Raw genomic sequence first — 18,372 nt, forward strand, 5'->3', positions numbered from 1 at the left:
ACCGATCCGGCCTTTGGGCTTTTTATCTGTCAAGTAACCGCTTATGCGGTACTGCCAATTTTTGAGGAAACCTCATGCGCATCGAAAACTCCGTCTTTCTGATTACTGGCGCAGGTTCTGGACTCGGGCTGGCATCGGCGCGTGAATTGGTGGGCCGGGGTGCAAACGTGGTGCTGGTCGATGTGAACGAAGCCGCGGGTGTAGCTTGCGCTGACGAGCTAGGAGAACGTGCGATCTTCGTTCGAGCCGACATCACCAGTGAAATTGATTGCCGAACAGCAATCGCCTCTGCAGTTAGCACCTTCGGTGCGTTGCATGGGGTGATCAACTGCGCGGGTGTTGCACCAGCCGAACGGGTTTTAGGTCGTAATGGCCCCCATGGGCTTGAGAGTTTTCGTCGAACTGTTGAGATCAACTTGATCGGAAGCTTCAACATGATTCGCCTTGCCGCCGAGGCTATGGCAGGAGGAGAACCCAATGTCGAAGGAGAGCGCGGCATAATCGTGAATACGGCCTCTGTTGCAGCGTTTGACGGTCAGACAGGCCAAGCCGCTTACGCCGCGTCCAAAGGTGGAGTCGCTGCCATGACACTGCCGTTGGCACGCGACCTGGCGCGTTCAGGCATCCGCGTTATGTGTATCGCACCCGGAATATTTGAGACCCCGATGATGGCGGGTATGCCTCAGGACGTGCAGGCATCATTGGCAGCCAATGTGCCGTTCCCTCCTCGCCTGGGACGACCTTCAGAATACGCGGCGTTGGCAGCGCACATCATCGAAAACTCCATGCTCAATGGTGAGGTGATTCGTTTGGATGGTGCTTTGAGAATGGCCGCGAAATAGATCGAGCTAAAAGCCTGTGATCGGGCACAAGCCACCAACATGAAACAGAGGACTCAGTTATGAGCCATACCGACCCTATCGTCATTGTCAGTGCTGCCCGAACTCCGTTAGGAGGCTTTCTTGGTAATTTCAAGGAAGCCACCGCTGCGCAGCTGGGTGCGGTTGCAATTCGTGCCGCCGTGGAACGAGCCAGCCTGCAGCCCAGTGACATTGGCGAGGTCATCATGGGATGCGTGCTACAAGCTGGGCAAGGCCAGGCTCCGGCTCGCCAAGCTGCATTGTTGGCGAATCTTCCGGAGCAAGTGGTGTGCTCAACAGTCAACAAGATGTGCGGCTCTGGTATGAAAGCGCTGATGTTCGGCCACGACCTTCTCCATACCGGGAGCGCAGAGGTGGTGGTTGCCGGAGGTATGGAAAGCATGTCAAACGCTCCCTACCTGTTGGAGCGAGCTCGCTCAGGCTATCGAATGGGCCACAGCAAAATCATTGATCATATGTTTCTCGATGGGTTGGAAGATGCCTACGAGAAAGGCCGGCTCATGGGCACCTACGCCGAAGACTGTGCTCAGAGTTATGGATTCACTCGAGACCAGCAGGATGAGTTTGCGATCAGCTCGTTGACCCGCGCTCAGAAGGCAATCATCGAAGGGCGTTTCCAGGACGAGATTGTCCCTGTGCTGGCTTCGTCTGGCCGTGAGACGGTTTCGATTGAAAGCGATGAACAGCCAGGTAAGGCCAGGATCGATAAAATTCCTACATTGAAACCTGCGTTTCGCGAAGGCGGGACGGTGACTGCGGCGAATTCCAGTTCTATTTCGGATGGCTCGGCTGCCCTCGTGCTGATGCGCTTGTCTGAAGCCGAGCGTAGAGGCCTTACACCGTTGGCCCGGATCGCAGGTCATGCATCCTACGCGCACGCTCCCGGCCTCTTTGCCAGCGCTCCAGTCGGTGCGATTAATCGCTTGCTCGAGCGAACCAACTGGTCAATAAAGGATATTGATCTCTTCGAGATCAATGAAGCCTTCGCCGTGGTGCCCATGGTTGTTATTCGAGACTTGAACGTCGGACATGAGCAATTAAATGTCCACGGTGGAGCATGCGCATTGGGACACCCTATTGGGGCCTCAGGGGCACGTGTTGTTGTTACGTTGGTAAATGCCTTGAGACAGAATACGCTGAAACGTGGCATCGCTTCCGTGTGCATTGGTGGTGGCGAGGCGACCGCGATTGCTATCGAGCTCCTCTCATAGAGCAACGTTGACTGGCTGTAACAAGTCTCTCGCTGCGCCTCGAAATCTTTTATTCGCAAAAGGTGTTCTGTGAATTTCCGGCCCCTAATAGTTGATCATGTTGCGGGGGCTGGAGCATTTGCGGAAAAAGCGCGCAGCTAAGATTTGAGCGCCAGTGTCGCGTGTTCAGCGCTGCAGAATCGCGGAGATGACATGACAAATAAAGAGCTGTATTGGGAAGACCTCACCCTTGGTAGGACTTGGACAGCCACGAAATCTGTACCTATCACTTCGGAACAAATCATAGCCTTCGCTGCCGAGTACGATCCTCTCGATATTCATATAGATCCTGACCTTGCCCGTTCAAGTCCGCTTGGGGTGCACTGTGCCAGCGGGGTACAAACTTTCGGTATCTCGCAGCAGTTGATGTGTGAGGCCTTACTGCTTCAAACAAACGTCGTGGCGGGTGGGAAGATCGATGGTTTCAGGATGGTTGCTCCAGTGGTGCCTGGAGACATTCTCAAGCTCTCAGCTCAAGTCGTTCGATCACTCATCCACGCGGAAAACCATGAACGAGGGTGGGTGGTGTTTAAAGTCGACGTCGCTACGACGGGGGGGAAAACCGTTCTTGTTTATGAGGTGACGGTTTTGATACTGCGCAGGGTGTAGTGGTCTCGGTCTTAACCTGGATGCGTTGACCAGTTCATTGATGCTCCTATGTCCCTCTTTTGACCAAAAGCACACAAATGGTAGCGCCAGTCTGGGGTTAATCGGGAGCACCAACAGATACTTTTTAATCGACGCATAGACGAACAACCGCCTCTATCGAAATGAAATACAAAAAGGCCCTGACGGGCTTTTTTGTACTCGGACCAAAATCTCCCGATCCGCCAGGCCACTACGAAGTCACAACCCTACCGCTATTGCACAACCATGCCCTTTATATCCATTGAGACGGCTCGTCAAATAGACGACTGAATTAACAACTGCACTGTGATGGGTTTTCATATCAGTCACTCAATGAGCGTTCACATTAGCGATCGTTCACGTTGCAGTGGTGACGTACGAAAATCAGCACTCCCATTCGTGTTGCCTCACCTCTGAAATACCTCTCCAATCATCGATTCCTCGCGAGGAAAACCACTATCTTCTTGATTTATAGACTATTTTTTAGACGAAAATAGCTTTCAATATGTGCTTGATTTGTCCGGCAGTCCTGCTAATCTGTCCCAACGGTATTTTTTGAATACCCGGTAGTCAGTCATTCAGCGCTCGCGGTTGCGCTGCTGGGCTGCCATTCAACACAACAAAAACAATAAGGGATCAAATTCATGTCCCCACCTCAGGAACATGTTTCTTCGACCAAAGCCTTGCAGCCAACTCACTCATTGGCACAGACAATTTGGCGAAATAAATCTGCCACTCTCAATAACGATATAACAGTGTGAGATAGTGATGGAACCCACAATGAAAGCCACCGCATCACAAACCCTACCTTCATATTCGAGCTCGAACAAACGAGTAACTTCCAAACCGAATTTGGCAAAAAAACTTGGTACAGCTGATATTGTATTTACTGTACTTGCTTATAACGCGCCGCTGACCGTAGTAACTGGCTTTCTGCCTCTGATTGTGGCGGAAGGGAATGGACTTGGAGCACCATTAGCGTTTTTATTCTCTGCGTGCTTGATTATGTTGTTTGTAACGGGCTTTACGGCAATGTCTGAGCATACACCGAACCCCGGAGCATTTTATTCCTATATTACTTCCGGTCTGGGTAGGCAGCTTGGCTTGGGCAGCGCCTTTGTTGCGATCATGGGGTACTTCTGCTTTATGATCTCTATTTATTGTTATGCGGGGATTGCGTTTGGAGGGTTAGCTAAGAATCTTATCGGAAATCCATTACTGCCTTGGTGGGGATGGTCATTTTTGGTGATGAGCCTGATATCGGTAATGGGTTACCTGAAGATAACTCTCTCGGCGGCTGTCCTTTCTATTGCGCTGATTCTCGAGATCATTACCGTGCTGTTCTGGCAAGGAGCGGTAGTCAGTGAAAAGGGCATTTCAGGTATTTCGATGGATTGGCTCTCGTCTTCGGCCTTCCTATCTGGATCTGTTGGAATTGCAATTTTGCTAGCTGTCTGCTCGTTTGCGGGTTTTGAGGCCACAGCGATTTTCAGAGAAGAAGCTCGTGACCCTGAAAAAACAATTCCTCGCGCAGCATTCATGGCTGTTGGCGTGTTGGCAGTGCTCTTTTTCACCAGTGCGGTTATTTATGTCACCGCATACGGCAGTAACTCCGTGATCGCTGTTACCCAGGCAGACCCCTCCAACGGCACCATCAACAGCATTGGGCAGTACCTCGGAGCCCCAGGTCTGCTGACCGTAAATGTGCTTCTATGCAGCAGTATCTTTGCATGTCTGCTGGCTCTTCAGAATATTACTGCTCGGTACATTTACTCCCTAGCGTCGGACAAAGTACTGCCTAAAACCCTGTCCAAAGTTCATCCAAAACATCAATCCCCCTACCTAGCATCGCTGGTGGTTTCGATTGCCTCATGCATTGTCTTTGGGATTTGCGTTGTTATCCAAGTTGACCCCTACGTTGTTTACGGCGGTATTGGTGGCGTAGCAGGTTACGCATTGATGCTACTTGAGACCCTGACTGCATTCGCCATCATAGCTTATTTTGCAAAAAATAAGCATTCCTACAGCTTTATGAGAGTATATGTAGCCCCAGGTCTTGCAGCTGTTGGTTTGATTGTGACCTCTTGGTTAGCCACCACTAATCTAGAACTTCTAACCGGCAACACCAAACTTGCTTATTCAATGATCGCCTTGGCATTTGTACTGCTAATAACTGGGGTTATGTATGCTCTCTATCTGCGAAAGAACAAACCGGAATCTTATAACAGGATTGGAAGGCAAGACGTGTAACCATTAACCGTTCACTTGTGACCTCACTAGACAAGCGGTGCACACTGCACCGCTTGTCTAGTGCGATTTTCGAGAACAACATTTAAAATTTATTTTTGACAACAGTTATAATGTTGCCACCGAGTTCGAATCGAAAGTAACTAGCCAGACTTTACGATGAACCAGTCGATAGACCACTCATGCCGCTAAGACAGCGTGTGCGGCTGGACTACTTCAACCGAATCGTACCGGGCGCCTGATTTCTAGTCGGTCGCTCAGCAAAAAGAGGACCTTCATGTCAGTGACATCCTTCAGAAGCACTGATTTGTCGAGCTATGTGTCACTCAGACATGACGTAGGTACATGTATCTTCGTATTTCCCCCCATCATTGTGTAGGCGTCGGAAACAGCAAGCAGCTTGACTGTTGCCAATCCAATCCCGCCTCTCCCCAGTGATACAAATGGCTTGCTCTCGACCACCGACTCAAGCCGCCTAGCCTGACCAATGGGTGGTTGCAACGCCCAGGAAAGTCGTTAATATACCCAGAAGTACGAATAAAATACCAAACGGTCAGTTTGGATCGGGAAGCACTCTATCCAGGCGCGCAAGCCTCTGACCAGTTGGGGTTGAACACTTAGTGATTACCGTTAGGCATGTAGATGCATCAGTGCCTGTCTGCGTGACGGCCGTCTTGGATATTACGGGCATTAAGATGCCAGAGGAGTGAAATGATGAGTGTTTCCCAAAAGCTCGAGCCCGGAGATTGTGGGATCGAATCCCTTGAGCGATTGATCCAACGCCGCCACTCGTGCAGAGCGTTCAAAGCCGATGCAATACCACGGCATATCATTGATCGTATCCTCGAAGCGGCTCAGCGTTCCCCCTCCGACTGTAATATTCAGCCATGGAAAATTGCTATCGTGAGCGGCCAGCCGCTAGAGAAACTTCGTGCGGCTATGTACGAGCGTGCAATGTCCGGCGTCGAAATTGCACCAGATGTGCCTCCCATTCCTCAATACAGTGGAATCTTTCAGGATCGCCGCCGGGTATGTGGCTGGACACTGTACAGCACGCTAGGGATTGAGCGAGGCGACCGTGAGGCTTCTTACAGGCAAGCCATGGAAAACTTCCGGTTTTTCGGTGCGCCCTACCTGGCGATCGTGACTACGCACAACTCCTTGGGAACGCGTGGTGCGATGGACTGTGGTGCTTACATGACCTCGTTCCTTCTGGCTGCCCAAGCTCTGGGCGTCGCAACCGTTCCACAGGCGTCTATTGCTCAACGAGCAGACGTAATTCGCGAACAGCTTAAACTCCCCCCCCATGATCATGTGGTTTACGGAATTGCCTTCGGCTGGCCGGATGAGAATCATTTGGTCAACAGCTTTAGAACACCACGTGCAGTGCTTGAGGAGGTAGTGACATTTTATTGCTGACAACTACACATTCTATAAAAATGAAACTGTATTTTTTGAGCTGCCGTAACAACTATTAAATCGGAATATTGATACGGAACGGGATCAACTTATATGCAATCAAAATCTTTTACCGCCAGCACTTTGTACAGTGCCATAAAGCAAACAGCCGAGTCTCGTGGACTAGCCACAGCGCTGGTACATGAAAACCGTGTCACTACCTATGCGGAACTCATTCGGCAAGTTGACCTTGTTGCCAGCTACCTTCATGATCTCGGGTTACGTCAAGGGGAGACGATTTCCGCGTTCAGCCAGAACTGTCCCGAGTTCGCTATCTATTTCTATGCAGCGGCGAAGCTGGGGCTTGTTTTCGTTCCCTTGAACTTCAACCTCACTGAAACGGAGATTGCGTATATTCTCCGTCATTGTGAAGCCAAGTACCTTTTCTGGGACGAAGCCGCCGCCTCGACCATGAAGGTGGATGTTTCAGGGGTAGGATTCAAACCACTACAAATTCCTGAAGTTACACTGGCAACCGCCGAGTGCCCGTGTGACTCCAGAATCAACCCTGACAGCGATCTGGTCATTGCCTACACGTCTGGCTCCACCGGCAATCCTAAGGCGGTAGCCATCAGCCACCGGTCTACCTTGAAAGCAGCTCTATCCCTGATCGAACTCTGGGATCTGTCAGATAAAGACACGACTATCGTTGCGGCCCCCCTTGGCTTCCTGCTGGGATTGTCGACTGCAACGACCGTAGGGTTGCTCGCCGGGATGAAAGTGGTGATCCACAGAAGATTTCACCCCGCAGAAGTGTTGGAAGCATTCATCAAGCACAAGGCAACTGTTTACAACGGCGTACCCACTATGTATTCGATGATGCTTGAATACTCTGAACAGCAGGACAAAAGCTTCGACTTGTCCGGCATGAGAGCCATCATTTCATCCGGCGCCCCGATGCCAGATGAACTGCTCAAGCGCTTCGCATCCAAATTCGGTAAATCGTTGCAGAATTACTACGGCATGACCGAGTGCTACCCACTAATTGGTAAATACGCTGCAGATCCCCTACCGCTGGCCCATGGTGCTGTAGGAAAAATCGTTCCCGGCGCGTTGATTTATGCCATAAACCCAGATGGTAAAGCTTGCGCTCCTCTTCAAGAAGGTGAGTTTTTGGTCAAAGCCCCATCGATGATGACTCGCTATCACAAAGACCCGGTACTTACGCAGTCCGTTTTTCAAGATGGATGGTTCAAAACCGGTGATTTGGGATACATCGATGAACAAGGATATGTGTACATTACCGGACGTATCAAGGATGTGATCATCAAGGGCGGCGCTAATATTTCTCCTTTGGAAGTCGAAAACACGTTAATGATCCATCCCGACGTGGCCTCGGTTGCTGTAATAGGCGTGCCCGATAAAATTTATGGCGAAACCCCTATCGCTTATGTTGTAAAGCGACCAGGTTCAATTTTGGATCAACAAACCGTAGTAGCACACGCGACCACTCATCTTGCAAAATTCAAAATACCAAGTGCAATAATCTTTTGTTTAGAACTTCCAGTTGGTAAAACTGGAAAAGTTGATAAGAACGCACTGCGTAAAGAGTGGGATAAATCTCACCAAGCAACTGCTTGATCAATTAAATATAAGGCGCGATACCGGAGAATTTCAACCTACTTTGGTATCAAACTATATTTTGCTATTGGACAGATACCATGACAGTCTCATTCAACATAAAAGATGGAATTGGATTTGTTCATTTCGATCGTTCCGAAAAACTAAACGCCCTCGACATTGAAACGTTCTTGGAATTCGAAAGAATTGCAATTGCTTCGGCAACTGATAGCAATATTCGAGGCTTACTCTTTACCGCACATGGGGATCGTGCATTCAGTGTCGGTGCTGATATTTCAGAGCTATCGAAATTTTCTTCCACCCAAGCGTTAGAAGTGGCCCGCTTTCGGCAATCAGCACTCATGGCTCTCTCTAATCTGAAGATCCCAACCGTGGCCATCATTGATGGTTATGCTATGGGAGGAGGTTTAGAGCTTGCGTTAGCGTGTAGCTTCCGGCTCGCCACGGCCAAAGCCCGCTTCTCGTTTCCTGAGATCAAGCTCGGGCTACTGCCGGGAGCCGGTGGTACGCAGCGTCTTCCGAAGTTAATCGGAAAATCTAGATCTTTAGAAATGATGCTAAGTGCTAGAGTTGTAGATGCTCATGAAGCTCAGGCTATCGGGCTTGTAAACAAGATAATCGATAACCCCCTCGACGAAGGCGAAGCATTTATTCGCGAAATGACGCAATACAGTCGTATCGCCACAAGCGCAATTATTCAGGCCGTCGAGGCTTCTGACTTGCCTCTGGAACTGGGCATGAAAATCGAAAACCAACAGCTCTCGACGATAAACGCAAGCCCGGACGCTTTCGAAGGAGTGGCTGCGTTCCTGGAGAAAAGGCCACCTCGATTCAACGTCTAGGCCAAGAGTTAGGCTTGGGCAAGCTGAGTCTTAAGTGGAAGGACTATTCGTCAATCTGAAAAGCTATCCACCGGGCCCTGCCCTCAATATCAATTACTAAAAATGAGAAAGGTTAATATATGGTCACTCGTATTAAATTCATCAATCCTTGGGGTACAGATGCGTACGATGCACTTATTGCTGAGACGCTGACGCCGTATGCGAATCCAGATACCGAGCTAACCATTACCAGTTTAAAAGGTACACCAGAAGGGATGGACGACCTGTATCTGAAGCATCTGAATGAAACGGCGGTCTTCGCCGCCGTGATGCAGGCTGAAAAGGATGGTTATGACGCGGTGATTATCGGTTGCTGTTATGACCCAGGGGTTCGAGTCGCACGCCAACTGGTCGACATTCCGGTTGTGGGGCCGACTGAAGCAAGCATGCACCTTGCCCCCTACTACGGTCACAGTTACGTCTTAGTCACCGATGACCATAGGGCCGTTCCGTACATGCGAGATATGGTCAGCGTTTACAGTCAAGACAAAGCATGCCGTGAAGTATCGTGCGTTGGATGGTATGTCCCTGACATGTCTACTGATCCAATCGGATTCACTCATAACGCTGTCGAAGCACTGGAGTTGGCTATGGTGGCTCAGCGAGCCGAAGCCGCTATTCTTGGTTGTACTATAGTCGCTGCGAATTACGAGAAGTTAGTTCAACAGGGCATGAAACGCAACCCAGCCATTCTCAATCCTAACACTCTGGCGCTGAAAACAGCAGAAAGTCTCGCCTCGCTACGTAAGAACGGCAGCTTCCAAGTTAATCGTAGCGGCTTTTATAGTTCGGTCACGACCTCGCATCTAAGCTAGTGTGACTTCACTATCACAAGTCTCTGCGCGCCAATTCTGTTTACTATAACTCCGATACCAGAAAGTCCTATGAATAAATCTGGTCGAATTTTATCACTCGAAGGCAGGCAGCGCGTAGAGAACTTAATTGGTTGAAAACATGCTGAAATCATGTCAATGTGCAGTTCGTGACTCTGATGCTTTGCGTGCCTATTCCGGAAGCCACAACGATGAAACTTTCGTTACTTGCTGAACAGTGCTCGAGGCGATGATTATTTTTACCTGTCACTCAGCAAAACTGTACGACACACACTTAATTATAGATTATTTTGCAATATAGCCGCCATCAATAGTCCGCACGTTACTTGTAACGAGCTACTTTCATCAGACGCTAGATAGAGGCACGCGTAAGCGATTTCAGTTGGCATAGCCATCCAACCCAAAGGATGAACAGAAGCTGCGTCCTTTTTAGCTGTCTCAATATCTCCTCAGGTGCGTCTTTGCCGACAGAGACGATGAACGCTCAAACTTCGAAGTATCAAATCTCACACAAGCCCCCCTCTCCAGGTGGCCGATAAGATCGAAAAAGGCCTTCGCTTCCACCCTCGTCTTCATCATATCCTGAGGGCGATTCCAACCATGCCTACGAACCTGCGTTTTCATCCATCTTGTCTCTGCTGCGACATCGCTTTCAAACAAGGAAGGGGCTGATGGCTATCCTGGATTGTGATTGACGGGGCAAAGAAAACCGGCCATGTACCTGTCGGTTTGCTCCATACCTATAAGTAGTGTATGCGTCGGTCACGCCATCCGGTACCGACGCAATCATCCGTTTGGTGATGAACTAGGATCGATATTGCCCCCAGTACATATCCACTAAAAGGTCATCTCTCTCAAGTAATGCTCCGCAGAACGCTAAGAATCAAGGAACGACTACAAACTTACCGACATGGCTACGCTTAACTAGCTCAGCCTGAGCACTCGGCAGTTCATGCAGACTGAAACTTTTTGCTAAGATCGGTTTAAGCCGTCCCTCCTCAATGTACTTGAGAATACTGGCGAAGGTCTCTGAAGTTGGACAGGTAATACCATACATCTCCAGGTCTTTATAAATGAGGTCTCGTAAATCAAAAGGCTGAATGGGCCCAGCAATCGCGCCTGCGGTTGCGTACCGCCCACCGCGGGTGAGCGTCTTCAGAATTTCGCCGAATAGCGGGCCACCTACGACATCTACGAAGACATCGACACCCCCACTTCCAACGATTGCTTCAATTTTTGCTCTGACGCTTCCATCGTCTCGCGCGATGAAATGGTGCGCGCCCAAATCCAGAAGCTGCCGCTCCTTATCCTTGCCAGCAATCGCTATCACCACTGCACCACGAATGAGTGCAAGCTGAATAAGAGCAGTGCCAACACCACCTGCCGCGCCAGTAACGACTACCACTTCGTCTTTAGCCAATCGCGCACGCACGAGCATTTCTTCAGCGGTGTCGTACGACGTTGGAAAAGTCGCGAGCTCCGCATCACTCAACGTCGAATTGATCTGATACGCATTTGCGCTAGGTACTGCAACATATTCTGCGAAACCACCATCTCGGTCACCGCCCAAATATTCAACGAGCTGCGCTCGCAATGGGAGTGAGAAATCTCGCACTTGGGGATCGACGATCACCCGCTCCCCTACACGTCCTGAATCTTCAGCAGATGAAACAGCGACAATTGATCCGACAACAGCAGCGCCTTGTATACGAGGAAATATTACGGATTTTTGGTTCCAAGAATTTGCGGCATCTGGCCGCTCATTCGAGGAATGCTTGTCGCTGCCTTTCAAGCCTACATCTTCGGACAACGAGGTGTTCACGTCGCGATCATACCAACCAGACCTGAGGTTGATGTCGGTATTGTTCATGCCACACGCTCCGACCTTAATCAGTACCTCGCCAGCCTTGAGCTGAGGCACCGGGATGTCTTCGCGATGCACGAGCTTGTCCACTCCGCCATAACCTGTCAGATGCACACCACGCATCATCTTGGATTCGCTCGCTGTTCCGGCCTGCAAAGAAGTCATTCCACACACCTGTCATCAGTTGAAAAGAGTGGCCTACCGCACGTATTCAGCGGAAAAACCAAAATACCCATAGGTCAGTATTTAATACCGAAAGGTCAGTATGGCGCGATGGTGCGCCTTGTCAATAGGAGGGATGCAGCAGAATGTGCTCGAGTGACTCCTCTCTTTTCGTCGACTTACATGATTAGCTTCCTAGGAGCCGGAGCTTCCGAGGCGACTTCAATCACCAACCAAATTTTCCCGGGCCTGGGCGCGTCTTCGCGCTGAAGCATCGTAGAAGTGGGTCAATATAAAAAAGGTCATAGCCTACATGGCGGATAGAAACCCCTCCCGATTGTGCCTCCCCCTTGATTTGTATTAGCCAGATAGGGATACTCACATACCTGCCGGTCTTTATAATTGACCACAAGGTACAACGCAGCTTCCGAGCAACCATGCACTCGCACGAGGCGTCTGACGTGGCGGATCGATAAGCTTCTCTTCACCGTGCATACGGCCACACTCCAGAGTGTCGTGCGCCCCACCTCTCAGAGGGAAGAAATGGACACAACCAAAAAGTTTTACATCAACGGTGAGTGGATTGACCCTGTCGTGCCGCAGTTCAGGGATCTGATTAACCCTGCTACTGAGGAAATCTGCGGTCGGATTGCCATGGGGTCTGCTGAAGACGTTGATAAGGCAGTGAATGCCGCGGAAGCTGCTTTGGCATCGTACTCCGCACAGCCAATCTCCTATCGCCTCAATCTTTTAAAGCGACTGAAAGAGAAACTGCAGTCCAAAACTGACGAATTGGCAGAGGCGATAACCAAAACAATTGGCGCTCCCACCAACTTCTCCCGAGATGTCCAGGTAGGTGGCGCGCTGGCCAACTTTGAAGCGATGCTGACCATTGCTGAGACTTACCAATCCGTTTCCAGAATCGGCAAAACCGCTATCCGAAAGGAACCGATCGGTGTCGTGGGACTGATCACGCCATGGAACTATCCCTTGAACCAAATCGTATTCAAGGTCGTTCCTGCGCTTGCCGCTGGCTGTACCGTTGTACTCAAACCAAGTGAAGTCACTCCTCTGGACGCCATTCTGTTCGCCGAAGCTGCAGCAGAAGTAGGCTTCCCTCCTGGAGTATTCAACTTAGTGAATGGTGACGGGCTTAGCGTCGGAGAGGCTATCTCTCGACATCCGAAAATCCGTATGGTCTCGTTTACAGGATCCACTCGGGCGGGGGTGCAAATCGCTAAAGCTGCAGCTGATACCGTAAAACGCGTGACCCAGGAGCTAGGTGGAAAATCCGCCAATATCATCTTGGACGATGCAGATCTAGAGAGTGCCGTAACAGTTGGAGTTCAGGTCTGTTTTGCAAACAGTGGCCAAACATGCGATGCCCCTACACTCATGATGGTGCCGGCGCCCCGGTTTGAAGAAGCGAAGATCATTGCTGCAGCCGCTGCTAACGCGCATCAGGTAGGTGATCCATTGGCTCACACCACCCATTTGGGCCCCGTGTCCAATATCAACCAATTCGAGAAGATCCAGAACCTCATTCAGTCGGGGATCGACCAAGGTGCCCAACTTATTGCGGGTGGTACAGGTCGGCCTGATAGTCTAGCTCGCGGCTTCTACGTCAAACCTACCGTATTCGCCGTAGAACATCAGAATTACGACATTGTCCGCGAAGAGATCTTTGGCCCTGTTCTGGTTCTAATTCCATATACGGATGTCGAGCACGCCATCCTAATGGCGAATTCAGGCGTTTACGGCCTCGCAGGCTATGTCGTTTCGCCCAACATGGATCGCGCCCGGGCTGTCGCTGAGAAACTTGATGCCGGCATGGTATGCATCAACTACCCAGACTGGGATTCGTATGCACCTTTTGGGGGGTACAAACAGTCAGGGAACGGCCGAGAGTCTGGCGTTCTAGGCTTCGAGGAATATCTCGAAACCAAGTCGATCATTGGTTACCACTGACGCCCTTTCTGCTTGGGGTTCTTGAACCCCAAGCATTTGCTCAACGATAGCGAGAACAATAAAAATATGTTGCCCCCACTTTCCCAGCTGTTATTGCCCATCGCGTGACTGACGTCATAAATACTCTATTTATGGCCAGGCCACGTTCAAGTGCGCCAGGCCGTTTTGAAATTTAGAAGTGGCGACCGTGAACAGAACATCGTTATTGGCCAGAAATTCAAATAGCTTTCCTTTTCGATTCTTGCGGGCGGGAGTAACAGCATGAAAACCAACCAAGTTATCCAGAATAATTATGACTATATCGTCGTAGGTGCTGGCTCCAGCGGTTGCGTTATTGCGTCCCGACTCAGTGAAGACCCAAAGGTGAGTGTGCTTCTGCTCGAAGCGGGCGCTGTCGATCGTAGCTGGATGATCGATATGCCATTGGCAGTCGAGCGATTACTCACCGGTACCAAATACAACTGGGCCTACAAATCAGCTCCTGATGAATCCATCGGCGGCCGTACGATCGACCACCCTCGAGGAAAGGTACTCGGGGGTTCCTCATCGATAAACGGCATGGTCTACACAAGGGGCAATGCGCTCGACTACGAAAACTGGAAGACGACCTATGGGTGCGAAGGTTGGGGATACCCTTCCGTGCTTCCCTACTTCAAAAAGGCAGAAAAAAGTCTTTCCGGAAGGAACACCTATCGCGGTGACGACGGCCCACTTTATGTAACCAAGCCTGATCTAACAGCAAACCCAATCAACCAAGCATTCATGGTTGCTGGTGCCCAGGCCGGGTACCCAGTTACTACAGACTCTAACGGCTTCCAACAAGAAGGTTTCGGCCCCAACGAAGCTACGATCTACAAAGGTAAACGCTGGAGCGCCGCAAGGGCCTATCTGCCTGACTCCGTGCGCCAACGTGATAATCTTCACATCGCGACTAACTCCCTAGTAAGCAAAATCGTGTTGAATGGAAAGGTTGCCAAAGGCGTAATCTTCGAAAGGGATACAAGCGTATATAAGGTGAACGCAAACAGGGAGACTATCCTCTGCGGGGGGGCGTTTAACTCTCCACAGCTTCTTCAGCTATCGGGCATTGGGCCTGCTGACGTTCTCAAAGATGCCGGAATCGATGTTGCTCATGAGCTTCCAGGTGTTGGGGCTAATCTTCAAGACCACCCCGACATCGTCATAAAATTCAAATGCAAACTCCCACTAGGGTTGGCGAACCACCTCCATTTCCCAAGAAAACAACTAACCGGATTGTCATGGTTCATAAAACAAGCCGGTGTAGCAGCAAGCAACCAATTTGAGGCTGCTGCTTACTTGCGCAGCGACGCAGGCGTCAAATATCCTAATCTGAAATTCGAACTGCTTCCGCTAGCGTTCAAAGGTCACTCACTTGACCCCTATGAAGGGCATAGCTTTCAGATCCATCTTACACTGATGCGCACGCATAGCCGCGGCTACCTCGCAGTACGCAGCGCCGACCCCAAAATGCCTCCGACCATCAAGTTTAACTACCTTTCGGACAATCGAGACGTAGAGATATTGCGCAAAGCCATTCGGATGGCCAGGGAAGTTGTAGGACAAGCCGCCTTTCAAGAAATTGCTGGACAAGAGTTCGAACCTGGAATCAACATCGATACGGATGAGGACATCGAACGCTGGATTCGCAATAATGTAGGAACCGCCTTCCATCCCTCGTGCACCTGTCGTATGGGCACGGCAGATGATGTGATGGCAGTGGTGACACCCGACCTGAAAGTCAGGGGCATCAAGAGCCTGCGGGTCGTAGACGCCTCCGTGATGCCGGAGGTAATCGCATCAAATACGAATGCTCCTACAATCATGATTGCTGAGCGCGCTGCAGATTTGATTCGAGGACGCCTGCTCCCAGCTGAACACCAAGCCTACTTCGTTTCACCCACCTGGGAGACTGCTCAACGGTAATCGCCTTTTCGCCAGTGCCTGCGACAAGGCACTGGCGCTATCTCCTCTTAAATCCCTGCTTTGTTCCAGGATACAATATCCCCCTCTCGCTACCGTACACATATCATCCCGTGTCGGTCGCTCAGAGTTATCCGATCCAGTTAGCGACGCCCGCCGCACCCGCCTATGTTTCAACACCACGCTCAACCGTGAGCGTTGCCCCCCCCTTTGTGGCGCCCTCCTACCGCAACGCCTGGTAAACCGAAAAGCCGTTCAACTCAAGTATCTACAGCCTTCTAATCAACGCTTAAAAAATACTGAGCGGCCATGCGTTATTTCTGATTTAGCGGGTCGTTAGAGTATTTTCACCGCCAAGTCACTAGAATGGACAACACATCCGATTGCGCTGGCGCAACACGCACTATTACATGCAATCGAGTAGGGTGAGGGATTACTCACTCAGCCCTCTCACCGTACATGCGGTTCCGCATACGGCGGTTCAATTAATACACTGGAGTCGTTGCGCAGTGCTGCGCAACGAGACCAGCCCCATTTTGGCGAAGTACAACGTCGGTACTGCCTGATTCGGATGCCGAATTCCACCAAGGCCCTCGCCCATTAACGCTCGATTGCCACGCCCGCTCGGGTCTAAGCCCAAGTGAAATGAGTCGTCGTTCTCGGGTCTTCGGGGTTTTCCACTGCCGCCAGAGCAGGCAACGTAATTTTCGACGCAACCACCAATCGAGCTCGTCCAGTGTCCGCATGTTCGCGGTCAATCGGAAATAGTTCGCCCAGTCGTCCTACTCTCGGTATTAATCGTTCAGGCCTTCAGTCTCGTGACCTACTATGCCCTCTGCTGACTTCTGCACGCCCATCCCACGCACCTCACGGTGCCGGTAGCCCTGACGGGCAACCGTGCAGATCTTCCCGGGTATTGCGCACCCACTTTCCCGCTTATGCCTGTCGGATCTACGTCATGGCGTTCTGTGCAAGTATTGGGCTTTGCAGATCATGGACCACTTACCCCGCCATGCCGCCTCGTATCCGCTTCCTGTTCGTCAGGCCAGCGTTTTGCCTCGGGCTTCCTTCATACTCGCAGTCACCCGCGAAACCCTTGCCTCTAGCTAGCACTTCCCCTTGCCGGGTGTGCAGGGGACTTTCACCCCTTAGTGAGTGCGCCCTGCCGGGCGCACCATAAAAAAGCCGCTTTTCAGCGGCTTGAAATCTAACACGGCGCTAACTATGACCCAAAATCTTCAATGCTGCATTACAAGCGAAACATATTGAGTCATCGCACTCAGAGTCAGATGTCTCCTGAACGACACCTGCCAACATGCCCAACACAGCAGCTAATGCCAACCTATGCTTTTGGGCACTTGAGAAAACATTTGGAGTGTTCTCAGAGACTGTCTGCAATAAATTAACACGCTCGGAGCGAAGTCGCTGAACCTTACCGTCAAGCACACTCTCCAGATAGGCACTTTCACGATTGGCCAACACATGTAGCTGCTTGTTCTCAAAACAGAACCTCAAGTAACTTTCAACGAAAGCGGACACCTTGGCAGCAGGATGTTTGTGAAAAGCGACGGCCGAGCGAATCGATTTGGACAGTGCAATTTCAAAGTCGTAGATCAGTTCAAACAAAAGCTCTTCTTTACTACCAATATAGTTGTACAGAGAACCCGCCTTCATGCCGACACTGTGAGCGAGTTGACGCATGCCGACGCCCTGATACCCATGTTTCACAAAAAGGTCGATAGCGTTCGTTCGGATCCTGGATGAGGTTTTATCCGCCACCAGGAAATTCACCGCTACGGCCACGCTTCCTGATTCAAACGCCACGTCGTCACCTTTCTAATTCAAGCCTACCGATCCAGAACTGAAATATTAAGTCTGGGATTGAGCAAAATCTTTAGAAAAATCATGCACATCCCTGGCGTATGCGACCTCATCGTCTGGAATTATCCGAATACGGACATTGCTGTTGAGCTCCTCCGAAACGTGGGCAATTACACCTGGTAAAGTCGACAACACCGCCAGGCCTGTCATCTCTGCCGGAGAGAAGCCCATTTGCGCGAGAATCGCACCCAGCATCCCCACTTCATTGATCACCATCTCAGGCTTGTTAGCTTGGCTGATGAAGGCTCGGTGCACAGCTTCATACCACTCGCACTTCTCACCCCATATACCATTTTCGATCGCGAGTGATTTCAGTTGCTGAGCGCGCGGATCAGAGTACTTAAATGTGGGGTGGCCGAACCCAGGTACGCGTTGCTTAGCTGCTCTGAGCTGTTCAACAAACGAGTGTGCAGCCTGATCGTATGAGTCGGCGCCGTTTAGCTCAGGAAGTGTCTCATTCAGAAAGCGGCCAGTCTGGTCGGGCGCAAGCGAGTACTCACCAGCACTTAGGACTGCTGTTGCAAGACCCGCAACCATTGATGGATTGCTTGAAACACAAAAGCGGGCAGCGGCTGTACCAGGCTTCTTAAGCGCAAAATCCAGCACCGAACAAAGAACTCCATCAATCATCCGGGCCTCTCCTGGGGAGGGTAGCCGCCCGCGAATCAGGAGAAAAGTTGCGGATGCGAAACTGAGCTGGCCTATCAGTTGACCGAGGTCGTAACCCCTGATGTAGACGGTGTCATCCTGAATGTGGCTGACGGCACTCTTCCAGTACGCCGAGGTATTTTCGACCAT

The 18,372-nt window shown here is 50.8% G+C and carries 14 protein-coding genes; 10 read left to right on the forward strand and 4 right to left on the reverse strand.

The window, feature by feature from the left end; genetic code table 11:
• Positions 1 to 74: 74 nt before the first annotated feature.
• The 8 genes from ACN1C3_RS16495 (at position 75) to ACN1C3_RS16530 (ending at position 9,740) form a co-directional block, all read left to right on the forward strand.
• On the forward strand, positions 75 to 842 hold the full coding sequence (locus ACN1C3_RS16495; protein ID WP_419116834.1) for a 3-hydroxyacyl-CoA dehydrogenase: 768 nt from the start codon (positions 75 to 77) through the stop codon (positions 840 to 842).
• A gap of 59 nt (positions 843 to 901) precedes the next feature.
• Positions 902 to 2,092: an acetyl-CoA C-acyltransferase gene (locus ACN1C3_RS16500; protein WP_419116835.1), complete on the forward strand. Its 1,191-nt coding sequence runs from the start codon at positions 902 to 904 to the stop codon at positions 2,090 to 2,092.
• 192 nt (positions 2,093 to 2,284) lie between these two features.
• Positions 2,285 to 2,740 (forward strand): MaoC/PaaZ C-terminal domain-containing protein, encoded by a 456-nt coding sequence (locus tag ACN1C3_RS16505; RefSeq protein ID WP_419116836.1) that lies wholly within the window; start codon positions 2,285 to 2,287, stop codon positions 2,738 to 2,740.
• A 798-nt stretch (positions 2,741 to 3,538) separates the two neighbouring features.
• Complete coding sequence (locus tag ACN1C3_RS16510; protein WP_419116837.1) at positions 3,539 to 5,008, forward strand: APC family permease; 1,470 nt, start codon at positions 3,539 to 3,541, stop codon at positions 5,006 to 5,008.
• Positions 5,009 to 5,719: 711 nt separating this feature from the next.
• On the forward strand, positions 5,720 to 6,424 hold the full coding sequence (locus ACN1C3_RS16515) for a nitroreductase (protein ID WP_419116838.1): 705 nt from the start codon (positions 5,720 to 5,722) through the stop codon (positions 6,422 to 6,424).
• 93 nt (positions 6,425 to 6,517) lie between these two features.
• Complete coding sequence (locus ACN1C3_RS16520) at positions 6,518 to 8,044, forward strand: class I adenylate-forming enzyme family protein (protein ID WP_419116839.1); 1,527 nt, start codon at positions 6,518 to 6,520, stop codon at positions 8,042 to 8,044.
• 80 nt (positions 8,045 to 8,124) lie between these two features.
• Entirely contained in the window at positions 8,125 to 8,886 is a 762-nt protein-coding gene (locus tag ACN1C3_RS16525) for an enoyl-CoA hydratase/isomerase family protein (RefSeq protein ID WP_419116840.1), read from the forward strand.
• Positions 8,887 to 9,005: 119 nt separating this feature from the next.
• Positions 9,006 to 9,740 carry an aspartate/glutamate racemase family protein gene (locus ACN1C3_RS16530; RefSeq protein WP_419116841.1) on the forward strand — a complete coding sequence of 245 codons (735 nt, stop codon included), beginning with the start codon at positions 9,006 to 9,008 and terminating at the stop codon, positions 9,738 to 9,740.
• Positions 9,741 to 10,641: 901 nt separating this feature from the next.
• Here ACN1C3_RS16530 and ACN1C3_RS16535 read toward each other — a convergent pair.
• Entirely contained in the window at positions 10,642 to 11,787 is a 1,146-nt protein-coding gene (locus ACN1C3_RS16535; RefSeq protein WP_419116842.1) for an alcohol dehydrogenase family protein, read from the reverse strand.
• Positions 11,788 to 12,327: 540 nt separating this feature from the next.
• Here ACN1C3_RS16535 and ACN1C3_RS16540 point away from each other — a divergent pair.
• A complete protein-coding gene (locus ACN1C3_RS16540; protein WP_419116843.1) occupies positions 12,328 to 13,752 on the forward strand; it encodes an aldehyde dehydrogenase family protein in 1,425 nt (474 codons plus the stop codon).
• A gap of 261 nt (positions 13,753 to 14,013) precedes the next feature.
• Entirely contained in the window at positions 14,014 to 15,696 is a 1,683-nt protein-coding gene (locus ACN1C3_RS16545) for a choline dehydrogenase (protein WP_419116844.1), read from the forward strand.
• Between the two features lie 482 nt (positions 15,697 to 16,178).
• Here ACN1C3_RS16545 and ACN1C3_RS16550 read toward each other — a convergent pair whose 3' ends face one another.
• The 3 genes from ACN1C3_RS16550 to ACN1C3_RS16560 form a co-directional block, all read right to left on the reverse strand.
• A complete protein-coding gene (locus ACN1C3_RS16550) occupies positions 16,179 to 16,439 on the reverse strand; it encodes a hypothetical protein (protein WP_419116845.1) in 261 nt (86 codons plus the stop codon).
• 472 nt (positions 16,440 to 16,911) lie between these two features.
• Positions 16,912 to 17,517, reverse strand: coding sequence for a TetR/AcrR family transcriptional regulator (locus ACN1C3_RS16555; RefSeq protein WP_419116846.1), 606 nt, complete (start codon positions 17,515 to 17,517; stop codon positions 16,912 to 16,914).
• Positions 17,518 to 17,562: 45 nt separating this feature from the next.
• On the reverse strand, positions 17,563 to 18,372 hold the full coding sequence (locus ACN1C3_RS16560; RefSeq protein ID WP_419116847.1) for a citryl-CoA lyase: 810 nt from the start codon (positions 18,370 to 18,372) through the stop codon (positions 17,563 to 17,565).

Source organism: Pseudomonas sp. H11T01 (assembly GCF_048515765.1).
Lineage (GTDB): Bacteria > Pseudomonadota > Gammaproteobacteria > Pseudomonadales > Pseudomonadaceae > Aquipseudomonas.